Here is an 18,994-nt window from a genome sequence, read left to right as displayed (position 1 = left end):
AACGAACTCGACCGGCTGACCGCCGTGCGCGAACGACTGCTAAAGCAAGCGGCCAAACCGGCGCCGGCGGCGGCATCGATCGGAGACGATCCGGGCGATTCCTCGGAATCTCGTCAGCGACCGCGTGGCGAACGTTCGGGCCGTGGCGAAGGCGGCGGCAAGAAGAAAGAGAAGAAGGCCAAGAACGACATCAGCGGTCTCACCGAAGTCGACTTCTTGGATAAGTTCATCAGCAAAATGTACCGCTACCAGCAGGAGCTGTTCGCGGCCAAGCAGAACCCGCTGACTTGCCGGATCCGCAACATCCTTAAAAGTCGTCAGGTCGGCTTGACCTACTACTTCGCCGGCGAAGCGTTCATGGATGCGGTTTTGAGTGGCGACAACCAGGTCTTTTTGTCGGCCAGCCGATCGCAGTCCGAGATCTTCCGCAGCTACATCATCCAGTTCGCCAAGCAGTGGTTCGACATCGAGCTGACCGGTAACCCGATCGTGCTCAGCAACGGCGCCGAACTGCGTTTCCTATCGACAAACAGCAGCACGGCCCAGGGCTACCACGGGCACGTCTACGTCGATGAATACTTCTGGATCCGTGACTTTGAAAAACTGAGCACCGTGGCCAGCGCCATGGGCACCCACAAGAAGTGGCGCAAGACCTATTTCTCGACGCCCAGCGCGGTGTCGCACCAGGCCTACCCGTTCTGGACTGGTGAAGAGTTTCGCAACAGCAAACGCGGGAAAAAAGCCGGCGGCACTTGGCCGATCGAGGCGTCCTATACCCAAGGTGCTCTGTGTCCGGACGGCCAATGGCGCAAGACGATCACCATTCAGGATGCGATCGACGGCGGCTGCGATCTGTTCGACCTCGAGCAGCTGCAGCTGGAGTACGACGAGGACAAGTTTCAGCAGCTCTTCTACTGCAAGTTCATCGACAGCACACAGAGCGCGTTCGGCCTCAAGGATCTGGAGCGCTGCTATTCCGATCTTTCGTTGTGGGAGGACTACAAGCCCGACGAGGAACGACCATTCGGCAACAGTCCGGTCTGGCTGGGGTACGACCCGAGCCGGACTCGCGACGACGCGACGTGCGTGGTCATCGCCCCGCCGCTCGAGCCGGGCGCGAAGTTCCGGATCTTGGAGAAGCACAGCTGGCGTGGTCATTCGTTCACCTACCAGGCTGCTCAGGTCAAAAAGCTGACCGAGCGTTTCAACGTCCAGCACATCGGCATCGATGTCACCGGCGTGGGTTACGGCGTGTTCGATCTGGTGCGCGACTTCTACGCAAAAGCGACGCCGATTCATTACAGCCTTGAGGCGAAGAACGCACTGGTGCTCAAAGCCCAGGACACGATCCAAGGCAGCCGCATCGAGTGGGATGCCGGATGGACCGACATCGCCCAGGCGTTCCTGACTATCAAGCGCGGCACCACCAACAGCGGGCAGGTCACCTACAGCGCTTCGCGCACCGACGCGACCGGCCACGCCGATATCGCGTGGGCGGTCATGCATGCCCTGGCCAACGAACCTTTGAACACCAACAAGCGGCGTCGTAGCCGCTACGTCACGAGTGGAAACGATGCCCAAGCTTCGACGCAAAAAACGCCTGGTCAATCATCAGGTGCAACAGCAACAGCAACAGCCCATGCGGGCGTTTACGTTCGGCGAACCCGAACAGGTGCTATCGGGCAACATCGGCGAGTACGTGGGGGTGTTTCCCAGCGACGACGGCGAAATTTACAAGCCACCGGTGTCGCGCACCGGTCTGGCCAAACTGTTACGCGCCAATGCACACCACGGCGCCATTCCGAAGTTCAAACGCAACCTGTTGCTGCGTGAGTTCATTCCTTCGGCGGGCTGCAGTGCCCGGACAATGGGCTGCGCGGGTCTGGACTACATGGTATTCGGCGATGCGTTTTTTTATCGCGACATCAACGTCTTCGGTCAGGTGCTGGAACTGCAGCATCTACCGGCGATAAATATGCGAGTGAAGGTGGACGGTGGGTTCCGGATGCTGCTGCCGGACAACAAGTTTATGGACTTCGACCAGGACGAGATCGAACACGTCATGGACTACGACGTTGAACAGACCATTTACGGTATTCCGGATTACTTGGGCGGGCTGCAGGCGCTGCTGCTCAACGAAGCCGCTACCCTGTTCCGCCGACGCTACTACAGCAACGGCGCCCACGCTGGTTACATCTTCTACACCAACGATCCGGACCTGACCGAAGAAGACGAGGAGAACTTGCGCGCACAGATCAGTTCCAGCAAGGGCGTGGGCAACTTCCGCTCGATGTTCGTCAACATTCCCAACGGCAAAGAAAACGCGATCCAGATCATTCCCGTGGGGGATTTCCAGGCCAAAGACGAGCTTGAGAAGGTGAAGAACATCACCCGCAACGACGTGATCGCCGCCTGGCGAATGAACCCGGCACTGGCCGGCATCATTCCGGAAAACAGTGGGGGATTTGGCGACATCGAAAAGATTGATCGGGTTTACACCAACAATGAGATCCGGCCGATCTGCCAGCTATTCGACCAGGTGAATGACACGCTACTGCCGGACAGGCGAATTAGCTGGAGAACCCCGGCAGAAGACGATAAAACCACTGAATAAATAGACAGTATTTGGTGATTATCACTAAAGGTGACGGCATAATAATGGCTTCGAAACCCTGGGGAGGGAACCATGCGAATTTACTGCACAGCTTGCGACCACAAAGGGCGCATCGGCTCACGGGAGGAAATTACCCGGGGCTATGTGAAGCTCTACTGCCAGTGCCTGGATGCAAAGTGCGGGCACACTTGGGTGTCCGAACTTACGTTCAAGCATTCCCTGAGGCCGCCAGCACAACACGTCGACACTCTCCTTCTGGAGAGAATCAGAAGTTTGCCGGCGGAGCAGCAGCAAGAGCTATTGCTGCAGGTCAGCGCTTCGCAACCTCGCTAACTTTACAACCAAGGTCGCAACCTCCCCAATTCACTGAAGCCCTTCCTTTCCCAAGCTCACCTTGTGTGAGTCTGCACGTCGATCTCGAATCTTGCTTCGAGATGCCTGCCCCGCAGGCATATAAGCCGCCAACGCGATCTCCGCTGATATTCACAATCTTAGAGCGGCGGAACCCGCGAAGCGGCCGGTCACTCGGCAAATTCGCACCCAAAAATTTCAGCCGCACTGCCGTCCTTTGCCCGCGAGCGCTATCAGCGAAACTCCAACTCCCCTCGGCGCGCTCAATTACCGCTTTGTGTTCCCTGGTTCTCCAGCACGGAGCGCAGGCTATTGGCTTGGGTGCAGGGCACTGCCCTGCCGCTCGGCGGGCGCGTAGCCCGCGACCCTCATAAAAAGCTGAGCGAAGCGAACTGAGCCCTTGGGCGAAGGCATCATCTTGTACTCAACACACCGAACCTGTGGACACCTCGAAAGTCTCTTTTTTATACCCTTTGGGGTTGCTGAGTGGGGTTTAAAATTCCATTTAATTCAAAGGCATCTTGGATGCGCGTGCTGCGCCCGGCCGAGCGCACGAAACGTCGGTAAAAAATGGGGGCGCAGGCACCCACAAGCCAACATGACGATGCATGGCGGCAGTGTTAGCGGGAACGTTGGGAGTTTTTCGACCGCCAGGCGTAGCCTGGCCTCGCAGGGGATGCGATTACTTCGAGGGGGAGTCTTTCTTGATTTGGACGTTGCGCAGTAGACGCGCCATGGATTCGTCCAGTCCGCCTGAGCTCCTGTCGAGCTCCAGGGATGGTGTTGCACCGTTGGGTGATCCGCGAGCTGGGATCAGTATTTCTGCCTGCCTATTAAGCTGAGCAGCCTTACGCGCTTCACTCTTTTCCCAGTTGCTACGCGACTGCTGCCTGCGGAACGCCTCTAAGGAAGCCTTCTCTTGGCGCGCAGCACGAAGACCGCTGACCTCGCGAAGGTCTCTCTCACGACGTTTGATAGCAGCTTTCTTAGCTCGGTACCAAAGATAACGCACCCCTAGGTCTGCAAAGAACTTCTCTGTGAAGCGCACCAGGACGCGTGTCCGCACGAGATTAAGTCCTGCCTCGTCTTTCTCCTCCAACTGCACTTTTTCAATGCGCCGGTAAACATACCCGGCCAGCTCCAAACTGTGCATGAGGCGATTGAGAGACGCAGCAGACATGCCACTATCTTCAGCGACACCGCACTGGGTGTTGAGAAAGAACTGCCCCCGCTCAATATCAAGCCAGCCCAGTACGCCAGTGGCCAAATCTAAGCGCAGCAGCATCTGCTCAGATGCTTTAGCTAACGCGTCGAATTTCTCGGAACGGGTGCGGCGCCCTCCATGGATGGTGTCCAGGTCGCGCAGGTACTGTCCACGTAGTTCACCAATCTGGCTCAGTCGAGAAAACGCCATCCGCAGCAACGGGTTTTTGAGTTGTTGGGTAGTCAGACGACGCGGAGCTGTGTAGCGAGGTGCTCGAATTGGTGCGCGGAGGGCTGCGTGGGGATCTTTCTTGTCGCGATGGACGACAGCAGGTCGGCCCTTGTTGGGGCTGCCCTTGCGGCTGCTTGCCGATCGCGTGCGGATGTCCATGTCCCGGGAAGTCACAGAGGCTAGTTCACCTGGGACAGGTGGGGCTTTTGAGGTTGCTCGAGCAGAACAATCTCGGCACGAGAGCGCAGCTCGCTGCAACGTGCCTCTACCGAACGAAGTCGATCGACAAATTCAGGCAGCTTTTCCAGGTCGTCAATATCGATGCGACCGTCAGCCAGGATCTCGCTACCCAGAGCAACCGTATTACCAAGTCGAGCCACTAGCTGGCCGAACGCCCCCACCGGGTTGCCGTCGCCGTCCAGCTCGCGTGCCCCAGTCAGCCCATGACGATGGGCAAGCTCATTAATGCAGCAGTCTTTGAAGTCGCCCTCCAAAGCGCCTACCCATGACTCCTCGATCCAGCTCGGCAGGTCAACCTCACCACTGAGCCAGCGGCCTACACGGCGCAGCCAGGCGCCTGATGCTCTCAGGAAGGACGCGCTGTCGTTGCTCTGGGCAAGGATTTCAAAGTCGGGCACGTCTTTACTGACCGCCTTGGCGGGGATCTGGCGATGAAGGTTGCTGCTCAGCGCCTGGGCGAAGTCGTCCTGGCTCAAACCGGTGCGGGCAATCATCTCAGCGGCATGAGCAACAAGGACTTGATCACGGGAAATGGACAGCTGTCCGTGTGTGGACGTGGTCAAGGCTGTTCACCGAATTTAGGCTGCCCCAACGTTTTCTCGTGGCTGGACTTAGAGCCATCGGGTGACGCCGAGTATTCCTGGCAAGGAAACGGGCGGGTCTCTTGGGCTGCACAGGCACCATCGTCACTGATCGTTACGGTGATGTTTCGATGAGTTCTTAGTGCTTTCGCGATCGACGCCGGTTTCACACCGAGCGCACGCGCTACAGGCGCCTGACCCATCCGTTGCACTAAATCACTAAGGGACATCTCTTCCATGTCATACACCTAAGACTGATGAATGACCGAAAGATTAACCGCTAACATATTTATAATCAATGCCTACGGCTAATCTTTTGAGTTAGCCAGCGGCTTATACTTCGACAATGACTAAGAAAAAGCCCATCGCCCCTGCCCTATTCGCGGAATGCCAAGCAGCCCACGAGCTCTATCTTTCTAAGAAGAACGCTCTCAAGCTGAATCAACGGAAGATTGCCGATGCCGCAGGCATAACACCGGTTTCGGTGAACCATTATTTGAAGGGTATAAATGCGCTCAATGCCCGCTTTGCTTCGGTACTGGCGAAGCTGCTAAATGAGCCGGTCGAGAGCTTCAGTCCACGCCTTGCTGCCGAAATTGAGGGCATGGCGGCTACAAGTGGTCATTCCAACATTTCCCCAATGCTGCAACCTCACCGAGAAGCCCGGGAATATCCATTGATCTCATGGGTTGCCGCCGGCGAGCAGATCGAATCTTCCGTCTGCTATCCGACCGGAATTGCAGACGACTGGCTGTCGTCTACGGAAAATGCAGGGCCACGTGGTTATTGGCTCAAGGTGAAGGGAAAGTCGATGACATCGGACACACCGCCTAGCTTCCCGGAAGGCACTCCGATATTGATTCGCCCTGAAGGCTTTGACCTCATCAGCGGCAAGTTCTACATCGCCCGCCACACCGTGAGCGGCGAAACCACCTTCAAGCAATACAATCTAGATGCTGGGGTAGGCTACTTGGTGCCACTCAATCCAGAGTACAAGGCGGTAGCTCTGGACGGTACTTGGGAAATTATTGGCCGTGCGATCGATGCGAAAATCACCGGTATGTAACGTCGTTGATAACCCACCGGCGTGCCTTAAAGCATTCCGATCAGCTTCGCAGCTCATCCTCTAGCCTTACGTGGGCATAACTTGCCTGCATTGCCTTGAGCTGATCCAGGCGGGGCACTGTGCACCACGATATGACCTTGGCCAATTTTGAAGTTCTTCATTACAGCGATGCACACGTTCCACGCCTCGCGTGCAACAGCATCGCCGGCTTCGACCACATTGCCCTGGTCATCGATAATCGCTAAACGTGCGGGACGCCCGTCGGCTGTGCTGAATTGGTAACCGCTGCTCACATTGGCACAGATACGGCCAAGCTCCAGCGTGCCTGTCTTGGGAATCCCGATCATGGTCTTACCCCTACTTCAATACCTACAGAGCACTTGTTCACGATCAAAGCGATCGTACTGGCGTGGAGATCACGGCGACTTTGGGCTGTGTGTATCGCGCCCCAGTTTTCTTTTGCAATGGCGGCATCGAGTTCCGCGTTTGCACTCCGATACCCCTCAATACTTTGACTGAACAGTCGTTTCGCATTTGGCTCCAGGATGGAAATGGTCAACTGCCCATCGGCGTCTGGCATGATTCTCGGATCGTTGCAAAGAGCAAGCTCCTCAAGAAGGCGCGCAATTCGTTCGGCAACGTGAGCAGTTTTTGGGATGGTCAAACTGTTTACAGTGCTACCCAGTCTGACCTGAACAGATACATCTTCTAAGCCCTGCTCAATGGCAACAATGGCCGTCGCGCAGCAGCGTCCGTCTTCTGCAAAAAAATGGTGCGAAAAGGTGCCATTCTGAGTGACCTGGTCTGATAACTGAGAGCGCGCATCCGGCGAAAGGCAAAGGGCGTACATCGTGTAAACCTCCAAAGCGATCAGGGCATCGCAGCGCAATACCCTGAACTGATGGAGATAAATTAGCCTCCGGCTAATTTTATGTCAAACACCTGCGGCATATTTTTTAGTTTTTTGTTAGCCGCTGGATAATCAGAAGGGGTGATGATTTGTCCAGCTCAATTGCGCAATGCCGTCGCCTAGGTGCTTCAAGCGCACGCTTTCCTCGTTATTCAATTGCTCTAGAAGTCGATCCCAGTCATCGGAGCGCTCGCCGGATAATCGCCGTATTAACGTTCGCCGCAGGACTTGGGCGGAGGCACTGTTGACCTGTCGGTAAATACGGCATGCAAGTTGGTCGAATGGGGTGGACGGCTGCATTGAGAAAACGCGGTTTTGCTGAAGCACAAAAGCATCCTGCTACTACTGTATATCCAGACAGTATATAGGAAATGTAGCTTTGCTAATATTTGGCCTAATCCCAGTCCTCACTCGCCACCCAATCGCCTGTTTTCCGATGGATCCGAAGCAGGCGGTGCTGTCCTGTACGCGAGAAAAGCTGCACATCAATGAACTGACCTTCGCGGTCGGTTGCGTCCACACCCCGCATGAAAATGACAATTCGACTGAATGTGTCCATGACCAACTGCCTGACGCTTTCTCTTGCTCCGTAATCTCCCGCTTCCACTTGGGCAGACAGAGCCGCCCATCGCTCTGCCTGGGCTGGTTGAGCAGCCCCTGCGGATATTGAGCTCACCTCATACTCCAGTGTTGAAACGCTTTTTTCAGCATCTCTAAGTTGTGATTCCAACTCCCTTGCCTTACGGACAAACGCCAGAGGGGCGGCGCCACTCTCGTCTGCTAAAAGCGCATCAGTTACCTTGCCTAACTGACCTGTGATCTTCGCAACAGCCGCCCTTGCATCCACAAGCTGACGATGGACAGCCTGGCCATCATCGCTTGGTTGCATTAGTCGCTGGAGGTTGAGCTGATCCGTGCAGAATTTGAGTAACGCTTGCTCGATTGGTACAACGCTGCAGCTTCCACCGGCGGAGCACCCGCCGTTTTTACTGTAAGAAGTGCAGTGCAACCTGCGATTGCCGTCTGCAATACTTCCATCCACACGCCTACGCTTCATTATGTTTTGCGCAACTAGCGCTGTACCGCAGTAGCCGCAGTAGGCCAATCCGACCCCGGTGATGATGCCTGGTATCTCCCCCGCTCCTCGACGACGCAACCGTTGGCCAGCAAGGTGCTGCAGATCATTCCATTCTGCATCGGACAGTACACGCGGGTAGTACTCCTCCAGCTCGTAATCCTCGCCCTCCAGACTCAACCGTTTGACACCCCGCAGCGCAGGTAACTTGATCGTCCGGTAGATCTGTAATCCGGAGATTCCTCCTTCAGTCAGTTGAAATCCCTCTTCATGCATGATGTTTGCAGCACGGCCGGCACCTAGTCCCAAACGATAAAGCTCAAGCGCCCGCTTTACTGCTGCGACACGCTCTGGGATCAACTCCCATCCCTCATTGGTCAATCGCACCCACTGTGGGTCTTTACCGTTGCGGATCACCCCACGAAACGAACCGGATTTCCAACCTTCACATTGACGACGGATTGCGGCTTTGACTCGCTTGCTCTTCGTGTCGGACTCTTCATGCGCCCTTATCATCACCAGGAGCGAATAAACCAGGTCCATAGGCTGAGCCTTTAAACCAGCCCTGTTGTACTCGCGGCCGTCGCTTGCGGTAACTACCGTGATACCCGCATTGATAATCTGAGCAAGCTGAGCCTGGGCTTGGATAGGTTCAGCTCGACTGAGACGATCCAGTCCCTCAACGATTAGAACAGAGCCATCGTGGATACGACCGTCCTCCACCGCCCGCAAAAATACCCCTAGAGCGCCTTGCTTCACATGGCGCTGGTGATATGCGGAAAGGCCTTCGTCTCTCAGAGAAAGAGACTCATCTAAAACAAAACCGTTTGATTTAGCCCAGCGCTGAGCATATTGAAGTTGACGGTCAGCACTATTACCCAACGCTTGTTTTGGATCAGAAAATCGAAGATAGCTGTAAACCTTACGGCTCCCTAGTTGCGCATTCATTATGTCGACGCCGCCGGCTTATCACCTTTTGCAGAAACTTTTAATTTTTCTACGAGACCTGAAACGGATTCAAACATAGCGATCATGTGGTTTAGATCTCCTGATTTCTGGGGAGCGGGCTCAAGCCACTTCACATCCTCCTCAAGGACCTTCAACATCTGCGCCCTCATATCTACGAGATGCTCACCAGAGTTAGAAAATTCTTTAATCGCCAAATAAGACAATAGATATCGATTGAAAACCGATTTCACACGCACCAGATTAAATGAAGAATCAGTAAAACTTTTGTACTGACGCAAAAACCAAGCCGCCAGGAATTCAACAACCAAAAAAGTCAGGGAGCAGGAGATCATCCCCCAGACCGCAAACTTTCCAACCTCATATAGAGAAGTAGTAACTTGCCAAACCACTATGGAGCAAATATAAAAAAATATACCTCGCCACAGATACGTCGTCCCCTTATCCAAAAGCAATGACGCTTTATTTTCAGCGAGATTGATATGAAGATCCAACGAACGGACCAGCGAACTCATGTGTCGCTCAAAGCCAGTAACCTCATGGCTTTGGCTTGAAAGTTTCTGGTCAACTTCGGAAAGAGAATTCGGGGACACAGCATCTTCTATAGAGACGGCATTGTAATAGCGCGGCGGTTCTTTCTTACTTTTCAATATTGCCCTGAGAATATCCACACCCTCAGCTTTTTCCAACTCTTCCCCTTCAACCTGACGACGTAGTATTTTTTCGTCCAGATCTACAAAACTCTCTTTTCGCGTACCAGATAAAAGTGCCAAAAGAAATACAAGTGCGAGTAGTGAAAGACTGCCGACAGCCATTGCGGCGACAATTACACTCCCTTCGAAGAATCTTACTATGCTTGGAAGCGCGGCGATAATCATAGCAGCCCCCATCATAACTCCAGCGAGCATGGTTAAGGCGAGTCTTAGTCTATCAACCCAACCCGAGGAACTTCGCACTGGAGATTTAAAAATTTCCTCGTTTAGCTGTTCAAATTTTTTAAATCTTTCGCGTTCTTTTTCCAGAGCCTCGCGCCTCCATTCGTCGTGATCTTTCACCTCGACGAACTCGTCCTCTTCTGACTTCTCTGTCTCCACCGCGTCGCTAATAGGACGCTTTAAGTTACGATCTTCCATGCCCAAACCCCAAAATGATAATCATTGTCAACAAATCTTTTTGCGCATTTTTTGATCAACGTATAGAATCGCGCGCCTCGAAATTTACCCAGGGTATGCCCTGCAGGCTGTGAGTATATGAGTAATAACCCACGTGTAGGGTTTGTATCGCTAGGGTGCCCGAAAGCACTGGTCGACTCCGAGCGCATCCTGACCCAGCTGCGCATGGAAGGCTATGACGTGGTGTCGACCTATCAGGACGCCGACGTTGTAGTCGTCAACACCTGCGGTTTCATCGATTCGGCCAAGGCTGAATCGCTGGAAGTGATCGGCGAAGCGATCAAGGAAAACGGCAAGGTGATCGTCACAGGCTGCATGGGCGTGGAAGAAGGCAACATCCGCAACGTGCACCCAAGCGTGCTGGCCGTGACCGGTCCGCAGCAGTACGAGCAAGTGGTCAACGCCGTGCACGAAGTCGTGCCGCCGCGCAAGGATCACAACCCGCTGATCGATCTGGTGCCGCCGCAAGGCATCAAGCTGACCCCGCGTCACTACGCCTACCTGAAGATTTCCGAAGGCTGCAACCACAGCTGCTCCTTCTGCATCATTCCGTCGATGCGCGGCAAACTGGTCAGCCGTCCGGTGGGTGATGTGCTGGACGAAGCTCAGCGTCTGGTCAAATCCGGCGTTAAAGAGCTGCTGGTGATCTCGCAAGACACCAGCGCCTACGGCGTTGACGTGAAATACCGCACCGGTTTCTGGAACGGCGCGCCGGTGAAAACCCGCATGACCGAACTCTGCGAAGCGCTGAGCACCCTCGGCGTCTGGGTGCGTCTGCACTACGTTTACCCGTACCCGCACGTTGACGAGCTGATCCCGCTGATGGCCGCCGGCAAGATCCTGCCGTACCTGGACATCCCGTTCCAGCACGCCAGCCCGAAAGTGCTGAAGTCGATGAAACGCCCGGCGTTCGAAGACAAAACCCTGGCGCGGATCAAGAACTGGCGCGAAATCTGCCCGGATCTGATCATCCGTTCGACCTTCATTGTCGGCTTCCCAGGCGAAACAGAAGAAGACTTCCAGTACCTGCTGAACTGGCTGACCGAAGCCCAACTCGACCGCGTAGGCTGCTTCCAGTACTCGCCGGTTGAAGGCGCTCCGGCCAATGATCTGGATCTGGAAATCGTACCGGACGACGTCAAGCAAGACCGTTGGGATCGCTTTATGGCGCACCAGCAAGCAATCAGCTCGGCGCGCCTGCAAATGCGCATTGGCCGTGAAATCGAAGTGCTGGTGGACGAAGTCGACGAGCAAGGCGCGGTCGGCCGCTGCTTCTTCGACGCCCCGGAGATCGACGGCAACGTGTTTATCGACAACGGCAGCAACCTGAAGCCGGGCGATAAAGTCTGGTGCAAAGTGACTGATGCTGATGAATACGACCTGTGGGCAGAGCAGATCTGATCTGAAGATCAAAAGCCCCTCACCCTAGCCCTCTCCCAGAGGGAGAGGGGACTGACCGAGTTGTCTGGTCGAGGTACATCGACCTGAGATTTCGAGTCGAACTCAGGTCTTGAAAGCGCATGAAGATCGGCTCCCTTCCCCCTCGCCCCCTTGGGGGAGAGGGCTGGGGTGAGGGTGAAAGCTCTCGCAGGCGACAGAAACACCCCGCAGGACACCGTAACAAATTCAAAAAGCCCCGCTCTTTTTACGAGATGCGGGGCTTTTTTACGGCTATCGTTTAGCGGGGGACGGACTCCCTTGAAACGGACAAGAGGCAGACGGGCATGCGTCACCATTCGGTCATCCACACGCCGAAACTCAGCGACTATCAGGAACTGACCCGGGTCTGGGAGGCCTCGGTTCGCGCCACTCATGATTTTCTGCCGGACAGCTACATCGAGCTGCTGCGCAATCTGGTGCTCACGCGTTACCTCGATGCGGTGATGCTGATCTGTACCAAAGATGCCAACCAGCGCATCACCGGGTTTGCCGGCGTTGCGGCGGGCAAGATCGAAATGCTCTTTATCGATCCTGACTACCGTGGCCAAGGTCTGGGCAAAAAACTCCTGAACTACGCGCTGCAGCATCTGAATGCCGATGAACTGGACGTCAATGAACAGAACCCACAGGCGCTGGGCTTCTACTTCAAGCAGGGCTTCGAAGTGATCGGCCGCTCGGAGGTGGATGGCATGGGCCAGCCGTATCCGTTGCTGCATATGCGCTTGCGCCAAAATCAACAGCGCTCAAACCATGCCTGACACACCACAACCCCACTGTGGGAGCTAGCCTGCTGGCGATGCAGGCGCTGCGGTCATCCAGATTCACCGCGGTGATGCAATCGCCAGCAGGCTAGCTCCCACAGGGAATACGAGCACCGTGTAAATGGAACCGGGCTTAACCGGCGCCACACAGGTACAATGCCCACCCCTTTTTTGTTACGGCCCTGTCATGACTGACCCGATTCGCCTCTCCAAACGCCTCATCGAACTGGTCGGTTGCTCCCGCCGGGAGGCCGAGCTGTTCATTGGGGGCGGCTGGGTCACCGTGGACGGCGAAGTCATCGACGAGCCGCAATTCAAGGTCGGCGACCAGAAGGTCGAGCTCGACAAGGACGCCAAGGCCACCGCGCCAGAGCCGGTGACCATCCTGCTCAACGTGCCGGCGGGCATGGATGCGGACAGCGCGATGCAAACCCTGAGCGCCGAAACCCTCAGCGAAGAGCACCGTTTCAGCAAACGACCGTTGCGTGGCCATTTCCTGCGCCTGACCGCCAGCACCGATTTGCAGGCCAAGGCCAGCGGTCTGCTGGTGTTCACCCAGGACTGGAAGATTCTGCGCAAGCTCACCGCCGACTCGGCCAAGATCGAGCAGGAATACATCGTTGAAGTCGAAGGTGACATGGTCGCCCACGGCCTCAACCGCTTGCAGCACGGCCTCACCCACAAGGGCAAGGAACTGCCGCCGGTCAAGGCCAGCTGGCAGAACGAAAACCGCCTGCGCTTCGCCATGAAAAATCCGCAGCCGGGGATCATCGCCCAGTTCTGCGAAGCGGTGGGCCTGAAGGTCATCGGCATCCGCCGCATTCGCATCGGCGGCGTCTCGATCGGCAAGGTCCCGGTCGGCCAATGGCGCTACCTGTCCGGTAAAGAGAAGTTCTAAGACTTCCACTGCCGCCACACATTCCGGCAGCGCGCCCGCGCGCTGCCCACAACGCTTATCAGGATTACTCACATGATTCATAACGACGTATTGCGCAGCGTGCGCTACATGCTCGACATCAGTGACAAGAAGGTTGTCGAAATCATCAAACTCGGCGGCATGGACGTAGAACTCGCTGACGTGCTGACCTGGCTCGACAAGAAAGAAGAAGACGAAGAAGGTTTCGTACGCTGCCCGGACGAAGTCATTGCCCACTTCCTCGATGGTCTGGTGATCTTCAAGCGCGGCAAGGACGAAAGCCGTCCACCGCAGCCTATTGAAGTGCCGGTGACCAACAACATCATTCTGAAAAAGCTGCGCGTGGCCTTCGAACTGAAAGAAGACGACATGCACGCGATCCTCAAGGCAGCCGAGTTCCCGGTGTCCAAGCCTGAGCTGAGCGCACTGTTCCGCAAGGTCGGCCACACCAACTATCGTCCGTGTGGCGACCAGTTGCTGCGCAACTTCCTCAAAGGGCTCACGTTGCGCGTGAGAGCGTAAAAGCAGCTACAAGCTGCAAGCTGCAAGTGGCCACCGCGCTTCGACTGGCCGCTTGTAGCTTGCAGCTGGCCGTATGGCCGCCCATTCCTTCCGAAAATAGTGGCTCCGCTTTTTGCGGCTGACGACTAGGGTGTATTGATCCCTAGCCCTCAGGATTCGCCATGCACCCGTACTTTTCCCTGCAAGGCCGCACCGCTCTGGTGACCGGCGGCACACGCGGTATCGGCAAAATGATTGCCAAGGCCTTTGTCGAGGCCGGCGCCCGCGTTTTTGTCTGTGCCCGCGACGCCGAGGCCTGTCATCAAACGGCTGAAGAACTCAGTGCTTTGGGCATCTGCCACGGCGTGGCGGCGAATCTGGCGACTGAAGAAGGCGTCCAGGAGTTGGCTGCGCGTCTGGGCGAGCAAATCAGTCATCTGGATATTCTGGTGAACAATGCCGGCACCACTTGGGGCGCGCCACTGGAGAGCTATCCGGTCAAGGGCTGGGAAAAGGTCATGCAGCTCAACGTGACCTCGGTGTTCAGTTGCATCCAGCAGTTTCTGCCGCTGTTGCGCAAAGCGGGTTCGGCAGCGAATCCGGCGCGAATTATCAATATTGGTTCGGTGGCGGGGATTTCTTCGTTTGGCGAGCAAGCCTATGCCTATGGGCCGAGTAAGGCCGCCCTGCATCAATTGTCGCGGATTCTCGCGCGGGAACTGGTGAGCCAGCACATCAACGTCAACGTGATTGCACCGGGGCGCTTTCCGAGCAAGATGACTCAGCATATTGGTAATGATCAGCAGGCATTGGCTGAGGACACGGCGTTGATTCCGATGAAGCGCTGGGGGCGTGAGGAAGAGATGGCGGCGCTGGCGATCAGTCTGGCGAGTACCGCTGGGGCTTACATGACCGGGAATATCATTCCGCTGGATGGTGGGTTCAGCCTCTGACATCGGTGGTGCGGCCATCGCGAGCAGGCTCACTCCTACAAAGGCGTCGGTGGACACAAAATCTGTGTTCGCTGAAATCCCCTGTAGGAGTGAGCCTGCTCGCGATGGCGTCCGACCTGCCACCACCAGACTTGAGGTCTGCCGGGTTATCATGCCCACCCCGCTCCGCTTCGAATACACACCATGACTTACAGCGTCTCCCCCATCGGCTTCGTCCGCTCCTGCTTCAAGGAAAAGTTCGCCATCCCGCGCCAGCCGCAACTGGCCCCTGCTGCCCGTGGCGTGCTGGAACTGGTGGCGCCGTTCGATCAGGGGGATGCGGTGCAGGGGCTGGAACAGGTCAGTCATGTCTGGCTGTTGTTCCTGTTCCATCAAGCCCTTGAAGAAAAGCCGCGCCTCAAAGTTCGCCCGCCACGCCTTGGCGGCAACAAGTCCATGGGCGTGTTCGCTACCCGCGCCACCCATCGCCCGAACGGCATCGGCCAATCGGTGGTGAAACTGGACAAGGTCGAAGCCAATCGCCTGTTCATCTCCGGCATCGACTTGCTCGACGGCACGCCGATACTCGACATCAAACCGTACGTGCCCTATGCAGACATCGTCCACAGCGCCACCAACAGCATCGCCAGCGCTGCGCCGCAGCTGATTGACGTGCAGTGGACGGACTCGGCACTGAAACAAGCGCACACACACGCTCAGCGCCTCGACGAGCCATTGGTGGCGTTGATTGAACAGTGTTTGGCTCAGGATCCACGCCCGGCGTATCAAACCCCGGTGCCTGAACGCGAATACGGCGCGCAATTCTGGGATCTGGACGTGCGCTGGCATTACCCGACGCCTGAGCAGATCCGAGTGCTCGAAGTCATCCCCGCCACAGCCTGAACCTGGTCCCTGCACGGGAATGTTTCGGGCATAAAAAAGCCCCCATTGCCTGCATAGGCAATGGGGGCTTTTTGGGTGGGGCTTACTTCTCGACGAATGCACGCTCGATCAGGTAGTCACCCGGCTCGCGCATACGGGCCGAGATCTTCAGGCCGAAGCTGTCGAGCACTTCGCTGGTCTCGTCGAGCATGCTCGGGCTGCCGCAAATCATCGCGCGGTCGTCCTGCGGGTTGATCGGCGGCAGACCGATGTCGCTGAACAGCTTGCCGCTGCGCATCAGGTCGGTCAGACGACCCTGATTCTCGAAAGGCTCGCGGGTCACGGTCGGGTAGTAGATCAGCTTGTCACGCAGCGCTTCGCCGAAGAACTCGTTCTGCGGCAGGTGCTCGGTGATGAATTCGCGGTAGGCGACTTCGTTGACGTAACGTACGCCGTGAACCAGGATCACTTTTTCAAAGCGCTCGTAGGTTTCCGGATCCTGGATCACGCTCATGAACGGCGCCAGACCGGTGCCGGTGCTCAGCAGATACAAATGCTTGCCCGGGTTCAAGTCGTCAAGAACCAGCGTGCCGGTAGGCTTCTTCGAGATGATGATCTCGTCGCCTTCCTTCAAGTGCTGCAGCTGCGAGGTCAGTGGACCGTCCTGCACCTTGATGCTGAAAAACTCCAGATGCTCTTCCCAGTTCGGGCTGGCGATCGAGTAAGCGCGCATAAGCGGGCGGCCATTAGGCTGTTGCAGGCCGATCATCACGAACTGACCGTTCTCGAAGCGCAGGCCCGGATCGCGGGTGCACTTGAAGCTGAACAGAGTGTCGTTCCAGTGATGAACACTGAGGACACGCTCGTGGTTCATGTTGCTCATGTACGTTTGACTCCTGGATATTGGGTCTGCGCGGGTTTTGCAGCTGAACGTGCGCAATTGCATCGCATTCTAATAGCGACGACAATATCTGTTAACTGGATTATTAAGATAAGGGTTATCGGTTATATCGATATGCGATTTACTCTCCGTCAACTGCAAGTCTTCGTCGCCGTCGCCCAGCAGGAAAGCGTATCCCGTGCTGCGGGTCTGCTCAACCTCTCGCAGTCGGCCGCGAGCACCTCGATCACCGAACTGGAGCGCCAGTCCAGCTGCCAGCTGTTCGACCGCGCCGGCAAACGGCTGAGCCTCAACGCCCTCGGCAAACAGCTGTTGCCACAAGCGGTGGCCCTGCTCGACCAGGCCAAGGAAATCGAAGACCTGCTCAACGGCAAATCCGGTTTTGGCTCGCTGTCGGTCGGCGCGACGCTGACCATCGGCAATTACCTGGCGACATTGCTGATCGGCAGCTTCATGCAGCGCCATCCGGAAAGCCAAGTGAAGCTGCACGTACAGAACACCGCCAATATCGTGCAACAAGTCGCTCACTACGAAATTGATCTAGGTCTAATCGAAGGCGATTGCAGCCACCCGGACATCGAAGTGCAGAGCTGGGTCGAGGATGAGCTGGTGGTGTTCTGCGCGCCGCAGCATCCATTGGCACAACGTGGCAGCGCGACCATGGAAGAGTTGACCCACGAAGCGTGGATTCTGCGAGAACAAGGCTCTGGCACAAGGCTGACCTTCGATCAGGCCATGCGTCATCACCGCAGTGCGCTGAATATTCGCCTCGAGCTGGAACACACCGAAGCGATCAAACGCGCAGTGGAATCGGGGCTTGGAATTGGCTGCATCTCGCGCCTGGCGCTGCGCGACGCCTTTCGGCGCGGCAGTCTGGTGCCGGTGGAGACACCGGATCTGGATCTGGCGCGGCAGTTCTACTTCATCTGGCACAAGCAGAAGTACCAGACCTCGGCCATGCGCGAGTTTCTCGAGCTGTGCCGCGCTTTCACCGCCGGGGTGCAGCGCAGCGACGAGATCGTCTTGCCGACTATCGCTTAAAGCAGAATCACTGCCCACACCAGCGCGATCATGCTCAGCGCCACGAATTGAGCAGCGCTGCCCATGTCCTTGGCGTTCTTCGACAGCGGGTGCAGCTCCAGCGAGATGCGGTCGATGGCTGCTTCGACTGCCGAGTTCAGCAACTCGACGATCAGCGCCAGCAAGCACACGGCAATCAACAACGCCTGTTCAACGCGGCTGACATTGAGGAAGAACGTCAGCGGAACCAGCACCACATTGAGCAGCACCAGTTGCCGGAACGCTGCTTCGCCGGTGAAGGCTGCACGCAGGCCGTCCAGCGAATAACCGGAAGCATTGAGGATGCGTTTCAGGCCGGTCTGGCCCTTGAAAGGTGACATAAAGTAGAAACCAACCAAAAAGGAGTGGGAAAGCTAGTTCAACAAAAGTCAAAAAAGCGTGAAGACGCCAGCCTTTATTGGCTCGGAATTGACTCAAGTTGTTGCAGCAGTAAAGCTGCTTGCGTGCGAGTGCGCACATTCAGCTTGCGAAAGATCGCCGTGACGTGGGCCTTGATGGTCGCTTCGGACACGCTCAGCTCATAGGCAATCTGCTTGTTCAGCAGGCCTTCGCAGACCATGGTCAACACCCGGAACTGCTGTGGTGTCAGGCTGGCGAGGCCATCGCTGGCGGCTTTCGCTTCGTCAGAAACGCTGACGGCTTCGAAGGCTTGCGGTGGCCAGAACACATCGCCGTCGAGCACTTTGCGCACCGCTTCTTGAATCACGCTGAGGTCGCTGGACTTCGGAATAAAGCCACTGGCCCCGAACTCACGAGACTTGACCATCACCGAAGCTTCTTCCTGGGCCGACACCATTACCACTGGAATCTGCGGGTATTGCCCGCGCAACATCACCAGTCCGGAAAACCCGAACGCGCCGGGCATGTTCAGATCCAGCAGAACCAGATCCCAATCAGCCTTTTCAGTCAGACGCGTTTCCAGTTCGGCGATGCTCGCCACTTCCACCAGGCGTACATCCGGGCCAAGGCCCAGCGTCACCGCTTGGTGCAGTGCGCTACGAAACAAGGGGTGATCATCGGCAATCAGGATGTCGTATGTGGCCATTTTTCAAATGATCCTGTTTTTGATGGCAGACCCGGTGCATTCCGGTCTGGCCAAAGCAACTCAAGATGCCGCTTTGTAGCGGTATCCACAGGGGCACGTTCAACGCCAATAACCAGCAAACACGGC

General features: G+C 56.4%; 22 protein-coding genes. 11 read left to right on the top strand and 11 right to left on the bottom strand.

Annotated elements, in window-relative coordinates; translation table 11 throughout:
• From JFT91_RS29800 to JFT91_RS26280, 3 genes are all read left to right on the top strand, one after another.
• Positions 1-1,833, top strand: a 1,833-nt coding sequence (locus JFT91_RS29800; protein ID WP_242489367.1) for a terminase large subunit domain-containing protein, incomplete at its 5' end; no start/stop codon positions are given.
• Positions 1,745-2,614, top strand: coding sequence for a phage portal protein (locus JFT91_RS26285; RefSeq protein WP_201234962.1), 870 nt, complete (start codon positions 1,745-1,747; stop codon positions 2,612-2,614). The genes JFT91_RS29800 and JFT91_RS26285, both read left to right, overlap by 89 nt.
• A 72-nt stretch (positions 2,615-2,686) precedes the next feature.
• Positions 2,687-2,947: an ogr/Delta-like zinc finger family protein gene (locus tag JFT91_RS26280; protein WP_201234307.1), complete on the top strand. Its 261-nt coding sequence runs from the start codon at positions 2,687-2,689 to the stop codon at positions 2,945-2,947.
• Between the two features lie 700 nt (positions 2,948-3,647).
• Here JFT91_RS26280 and JFT91_RS26275 read toward each other — a convergent pair.
• The 3 genes from JFT91_RS26275 to JFT91_RS26265 form a co-directional block, all read right to left on the bottom strand.
• A complete protein-coding gene (locus tag JFT91_RS26275; protein WP_201234326.1) occupies positions 3,648-4,379 on the bottom strand; it encodes a hypothetical protein in 732 nt (243 codons plus the stop codon).
• A 200-nt stretch (positions 4,380-4,579) separates the two neighbouring features.
• Positions 4,580-5,203 (bottom strand): DUF8585 domain-containing protein, encoded by a 624-nt coding sequence (locus JFT91_RS26270; protein ID WP_201234306.1) that lies wholly within the window; start codon positions 5,201-5,203, stop codon positions 4,580-4,582.
• A complete protein-coding gene (locus JFT91_RS26265; RefSeq protein ID WP_277951928.1) occupies positions 5,200-5,451 on the bottom strand; it encodes a Cro/CI family transcriptional regulator in 252 nt (83 codons plus the stop codon). The genes JFT91_RS26270 and JFT91_RS26265 overlap by 4 nt, the downstream gene beginning before the upstream one ends.
• Positions 5,452-5,567: 116 nt before the next feature.
• Here JFT91_RS26265 and JFT91_RS26260 point away from each other — a divergent pair, with 116 nt between their 5' ends.
• Positions 5,568-6,287 carry a S24 family peptidase gene (locus tag JFT91_RS26260; protein ID WP_134101691.1) on the top strand — a complete coding sequence of 240 codons (720 nt, stop codon included), beginning with the start codon at positions 5,568-5,570 and terminating at the stop codon, positions 6,285-6,287.
• A 53-nt stretch (positions 6,288-6,340) separates the two neighbouring features.
• Here JFT91_RS26260 and JFT91_RS26255 read toward each other — a convergent pair whose 3' ends face one another.
• From JFT91_RS26255 to JFT91_RS26235, 5 genes are all read right to left on the bottom strand, one after another.
• On the bottom strand, positions 6,341-6,634 hold the full coding sequence (locus JFT91_RS26255; RefSeq protein WP_201234304.1) for a hypothetical protein: 294 nt from the start codon (positions 6,632-6,634) through the stop codon (positions 6,341-6,343).
• The gene (locus JFT91_RS29795) at positions 6,631-7,137 is read right to left on the bottom strand and encodes a hypothetical protein (RefSeq protein ID WP_242489365.1); all 507 of its coding nucleotides are present in this window, start codon (positions 7,135-7,137) and stop codon (positions 6,631-6,633) included. The genes JFT91_RS26255 and JFT91_RS29795 overlap by 4 nt, the downstream gene beginning before the upstream one ends.
• A gap of 132 nt (positions 7,138-7,269) precedes the next feature.
• Positions 7,270-7,497, bottom strand: a complete 228-nt coding sequence (locus JFT91_RS30325) for a DUF1654 domain-containing protein (RefSeq protein ID WP_443522908.1) — start codon at positions 7,495-7,497, stop codon at positions 7,270-7,272.
• A gap of 94 nt (positions 7,498-7,591) precedes the next feature.
• On the bottom strand, positions 7,592-9,220 hold the full coding sequence (locus JFT91_RS26240; RefSeq protein WP_201234302.1) for a recombinase family protein: 1,629 nt from the start codon (positions 9,218-9,220) through the stop codon (positions 7,592-7,594).
• The gene (locus JFT91_RS26235; protein ID WP_201234301.1) at positions 9,220-10,371 is read right to left on the bottom strand and encodes a hypothetical protein; all 1,152 of its coding nucleotides are present in this window, start codon (positions 10,369-10,371) and stop codon (positions 9,220-9,222) included. Before JFT91_RS26235 ends, JFT91_RS26240 begins: the two co-directional genes overlap by 1 nt.
• Before the next feature lie 117 nt (positions 10,372-10,488).
• Here JFT91_RS26235 and rimO point away from each other — a divergent pair, with 117 nt between their 5' ends.
• From rimO to tsaA, 6 genes are all read left to right on the top strand, one after another.
• Positions 10,489-11,811, top strand: coding sequence for a 30S ribosomal protein S12 methylthiotransferase RimO (gene rimO, locus JFT91_RS26230; protein ID WP_201234300.1), 1,323 nt, complete (start codon positions 10,489-10,491; stop codon positions 11,809-11,811).
• A gap of 323 nt (positions 11,812-12,134) precedes the next feature.
• Entirely contained in the window at positions 12,135-12,608 is a 474-nt protein-coding gene (locus tag JFT91_RS26225) for a GNAT family N-acetyltransferase (protein ID WP_201227708.1), read from the top strand.
• 190 nt (positions 12,609-12,798) lie between these two features.
• Positions 12,799-13,509, top strand: a complete 711-nt coding sequence (locus tag JFT91_RS26220; RefSeq protein ID WP_201234299.1) for an rRNA pseudouridine synthase — start codon at positions 12,799-12,801, stop codon at positions 13,507-13,509.
• A 72-nt stretch (positions 13,510-13,581) separates the two neighbouring features.
• Entirely contained in the window at positions 13,582-14,049 is a 468-nt protein-coding gene (locus JFT91_RS26215) for a YehS family protein (protein WP_158830785.1), read from the top strand.
• A gap of 161 nt (positions 14,050-14,210) precedes the next feature.
• The gene (locus JFT91_RS26210) at positions 14,211-14,981 is read left to right on the top strand and encodes an SDR family oxidoreductase (RefSeq protein ID WP_201227710.1); all 771 of its coding nucleotides are present in this window, start codon (positions 14,211-14,213) and stop codon (positions 14,979-14,981) included.
• Between the two features lie 183 nt (positions 14,982-15,164).
• Positions 15,165-15,863 carry a tRNA (N6-threonylcarbamoyladenosine(37)-N6)-methyltransferase TrmO gene (gene tsaA, locus JFT91_RS26205; RefSeq protein ID WP_201234298.1) on the top strand — a complete coding sequence of 233 codons (699 nt, stop codon included), beginning with the start codon at positions 15,165-15,167 and terminating at the stop codon, positions 15,861-15,863.
• An 82-nt stretch (positions 15,864-15,945) separates the two neighbouring features.
• Here tsaA and fpr read toward each other — a convergent pair whose 3' ends face one another.
• Positions 15,946-16,725 (bottom strand): ferredoxin-NADP reductase, encoded by a 780-nt coding sequence (gene fpr, locus JFT91_RS26200; protein ID WP_007908723.1) that lies wholly within the window; start codon positions 16,723-16,725, stop codon positions 15,946-15,948.
• 132 nt (positions 16,726-16,857) lie between these two features.
• On the opposite strand from fpr, the gene JFT91_RS26195 reads away from it, so the two are divergent.
• Positions 16,858-17,784 carry a LysR family transcriptional regulator gene (locus JFT91_RS26195; protein WP_034154937.1) on the top strand — a complete coding sequence of 309 codons (927 nt, stop codon included), beginning with the start codon at positions 16,858-16,860 and terminating at the stop codon, positions 17,782-17,784.
• Here the strand turns inward: JFT91_RS26195 and JFT91_RS26190 are convergent.
• Together JFT91_RS26190 and erdR are read right to left on the bottom strand one after the other, a co-directional pair.
• Complete coding sequence (locus tag JFT91_RS26190) at positions 17,781-18,143, bottom strand: diacylglycerol kinase (protein ID WP_042557932.1); 363 nt, start codon at positions 18,141-18,143, stop codon at positions 17,781-17,783. The genes JFT91_RS26195 and JFT91_RS26190 overlap by 4 nt on opposite strands.
• A 74-nt stretch (positions 18,144-18,217) precedes the next feature.
• Positions 18,218-18,868 carry a response regulator transcription factor ErdR gene (gene erdR, locus JFT91_RS26185; protein ID WP_095050444.1) on the bottom strand — a complete coding sequence of 217 codons (651 nt, stop codon included), beginning with the start codon at positions 18,866-18,868 and terminating at the stop codon, positions 18,218-18,220.
• Between the last annotated feature and the right edge of the window lie 126 nt (positions 18,869-18,994).

Source organism: Pseudomonas sp. TH08, from assembly GCF_016651275.1.
Lineage (GTDB): Bacteria > Pseudomonadota > Gammaproteobacteria > Pseudomonadales > Pseudomonadaceae > Aquipseudomonas.
The sequence above is the reverse complement of the archived record's forward strand: the minus strand, read 5'-3'. Positions and strand labels throughout refer to the sequence as shown.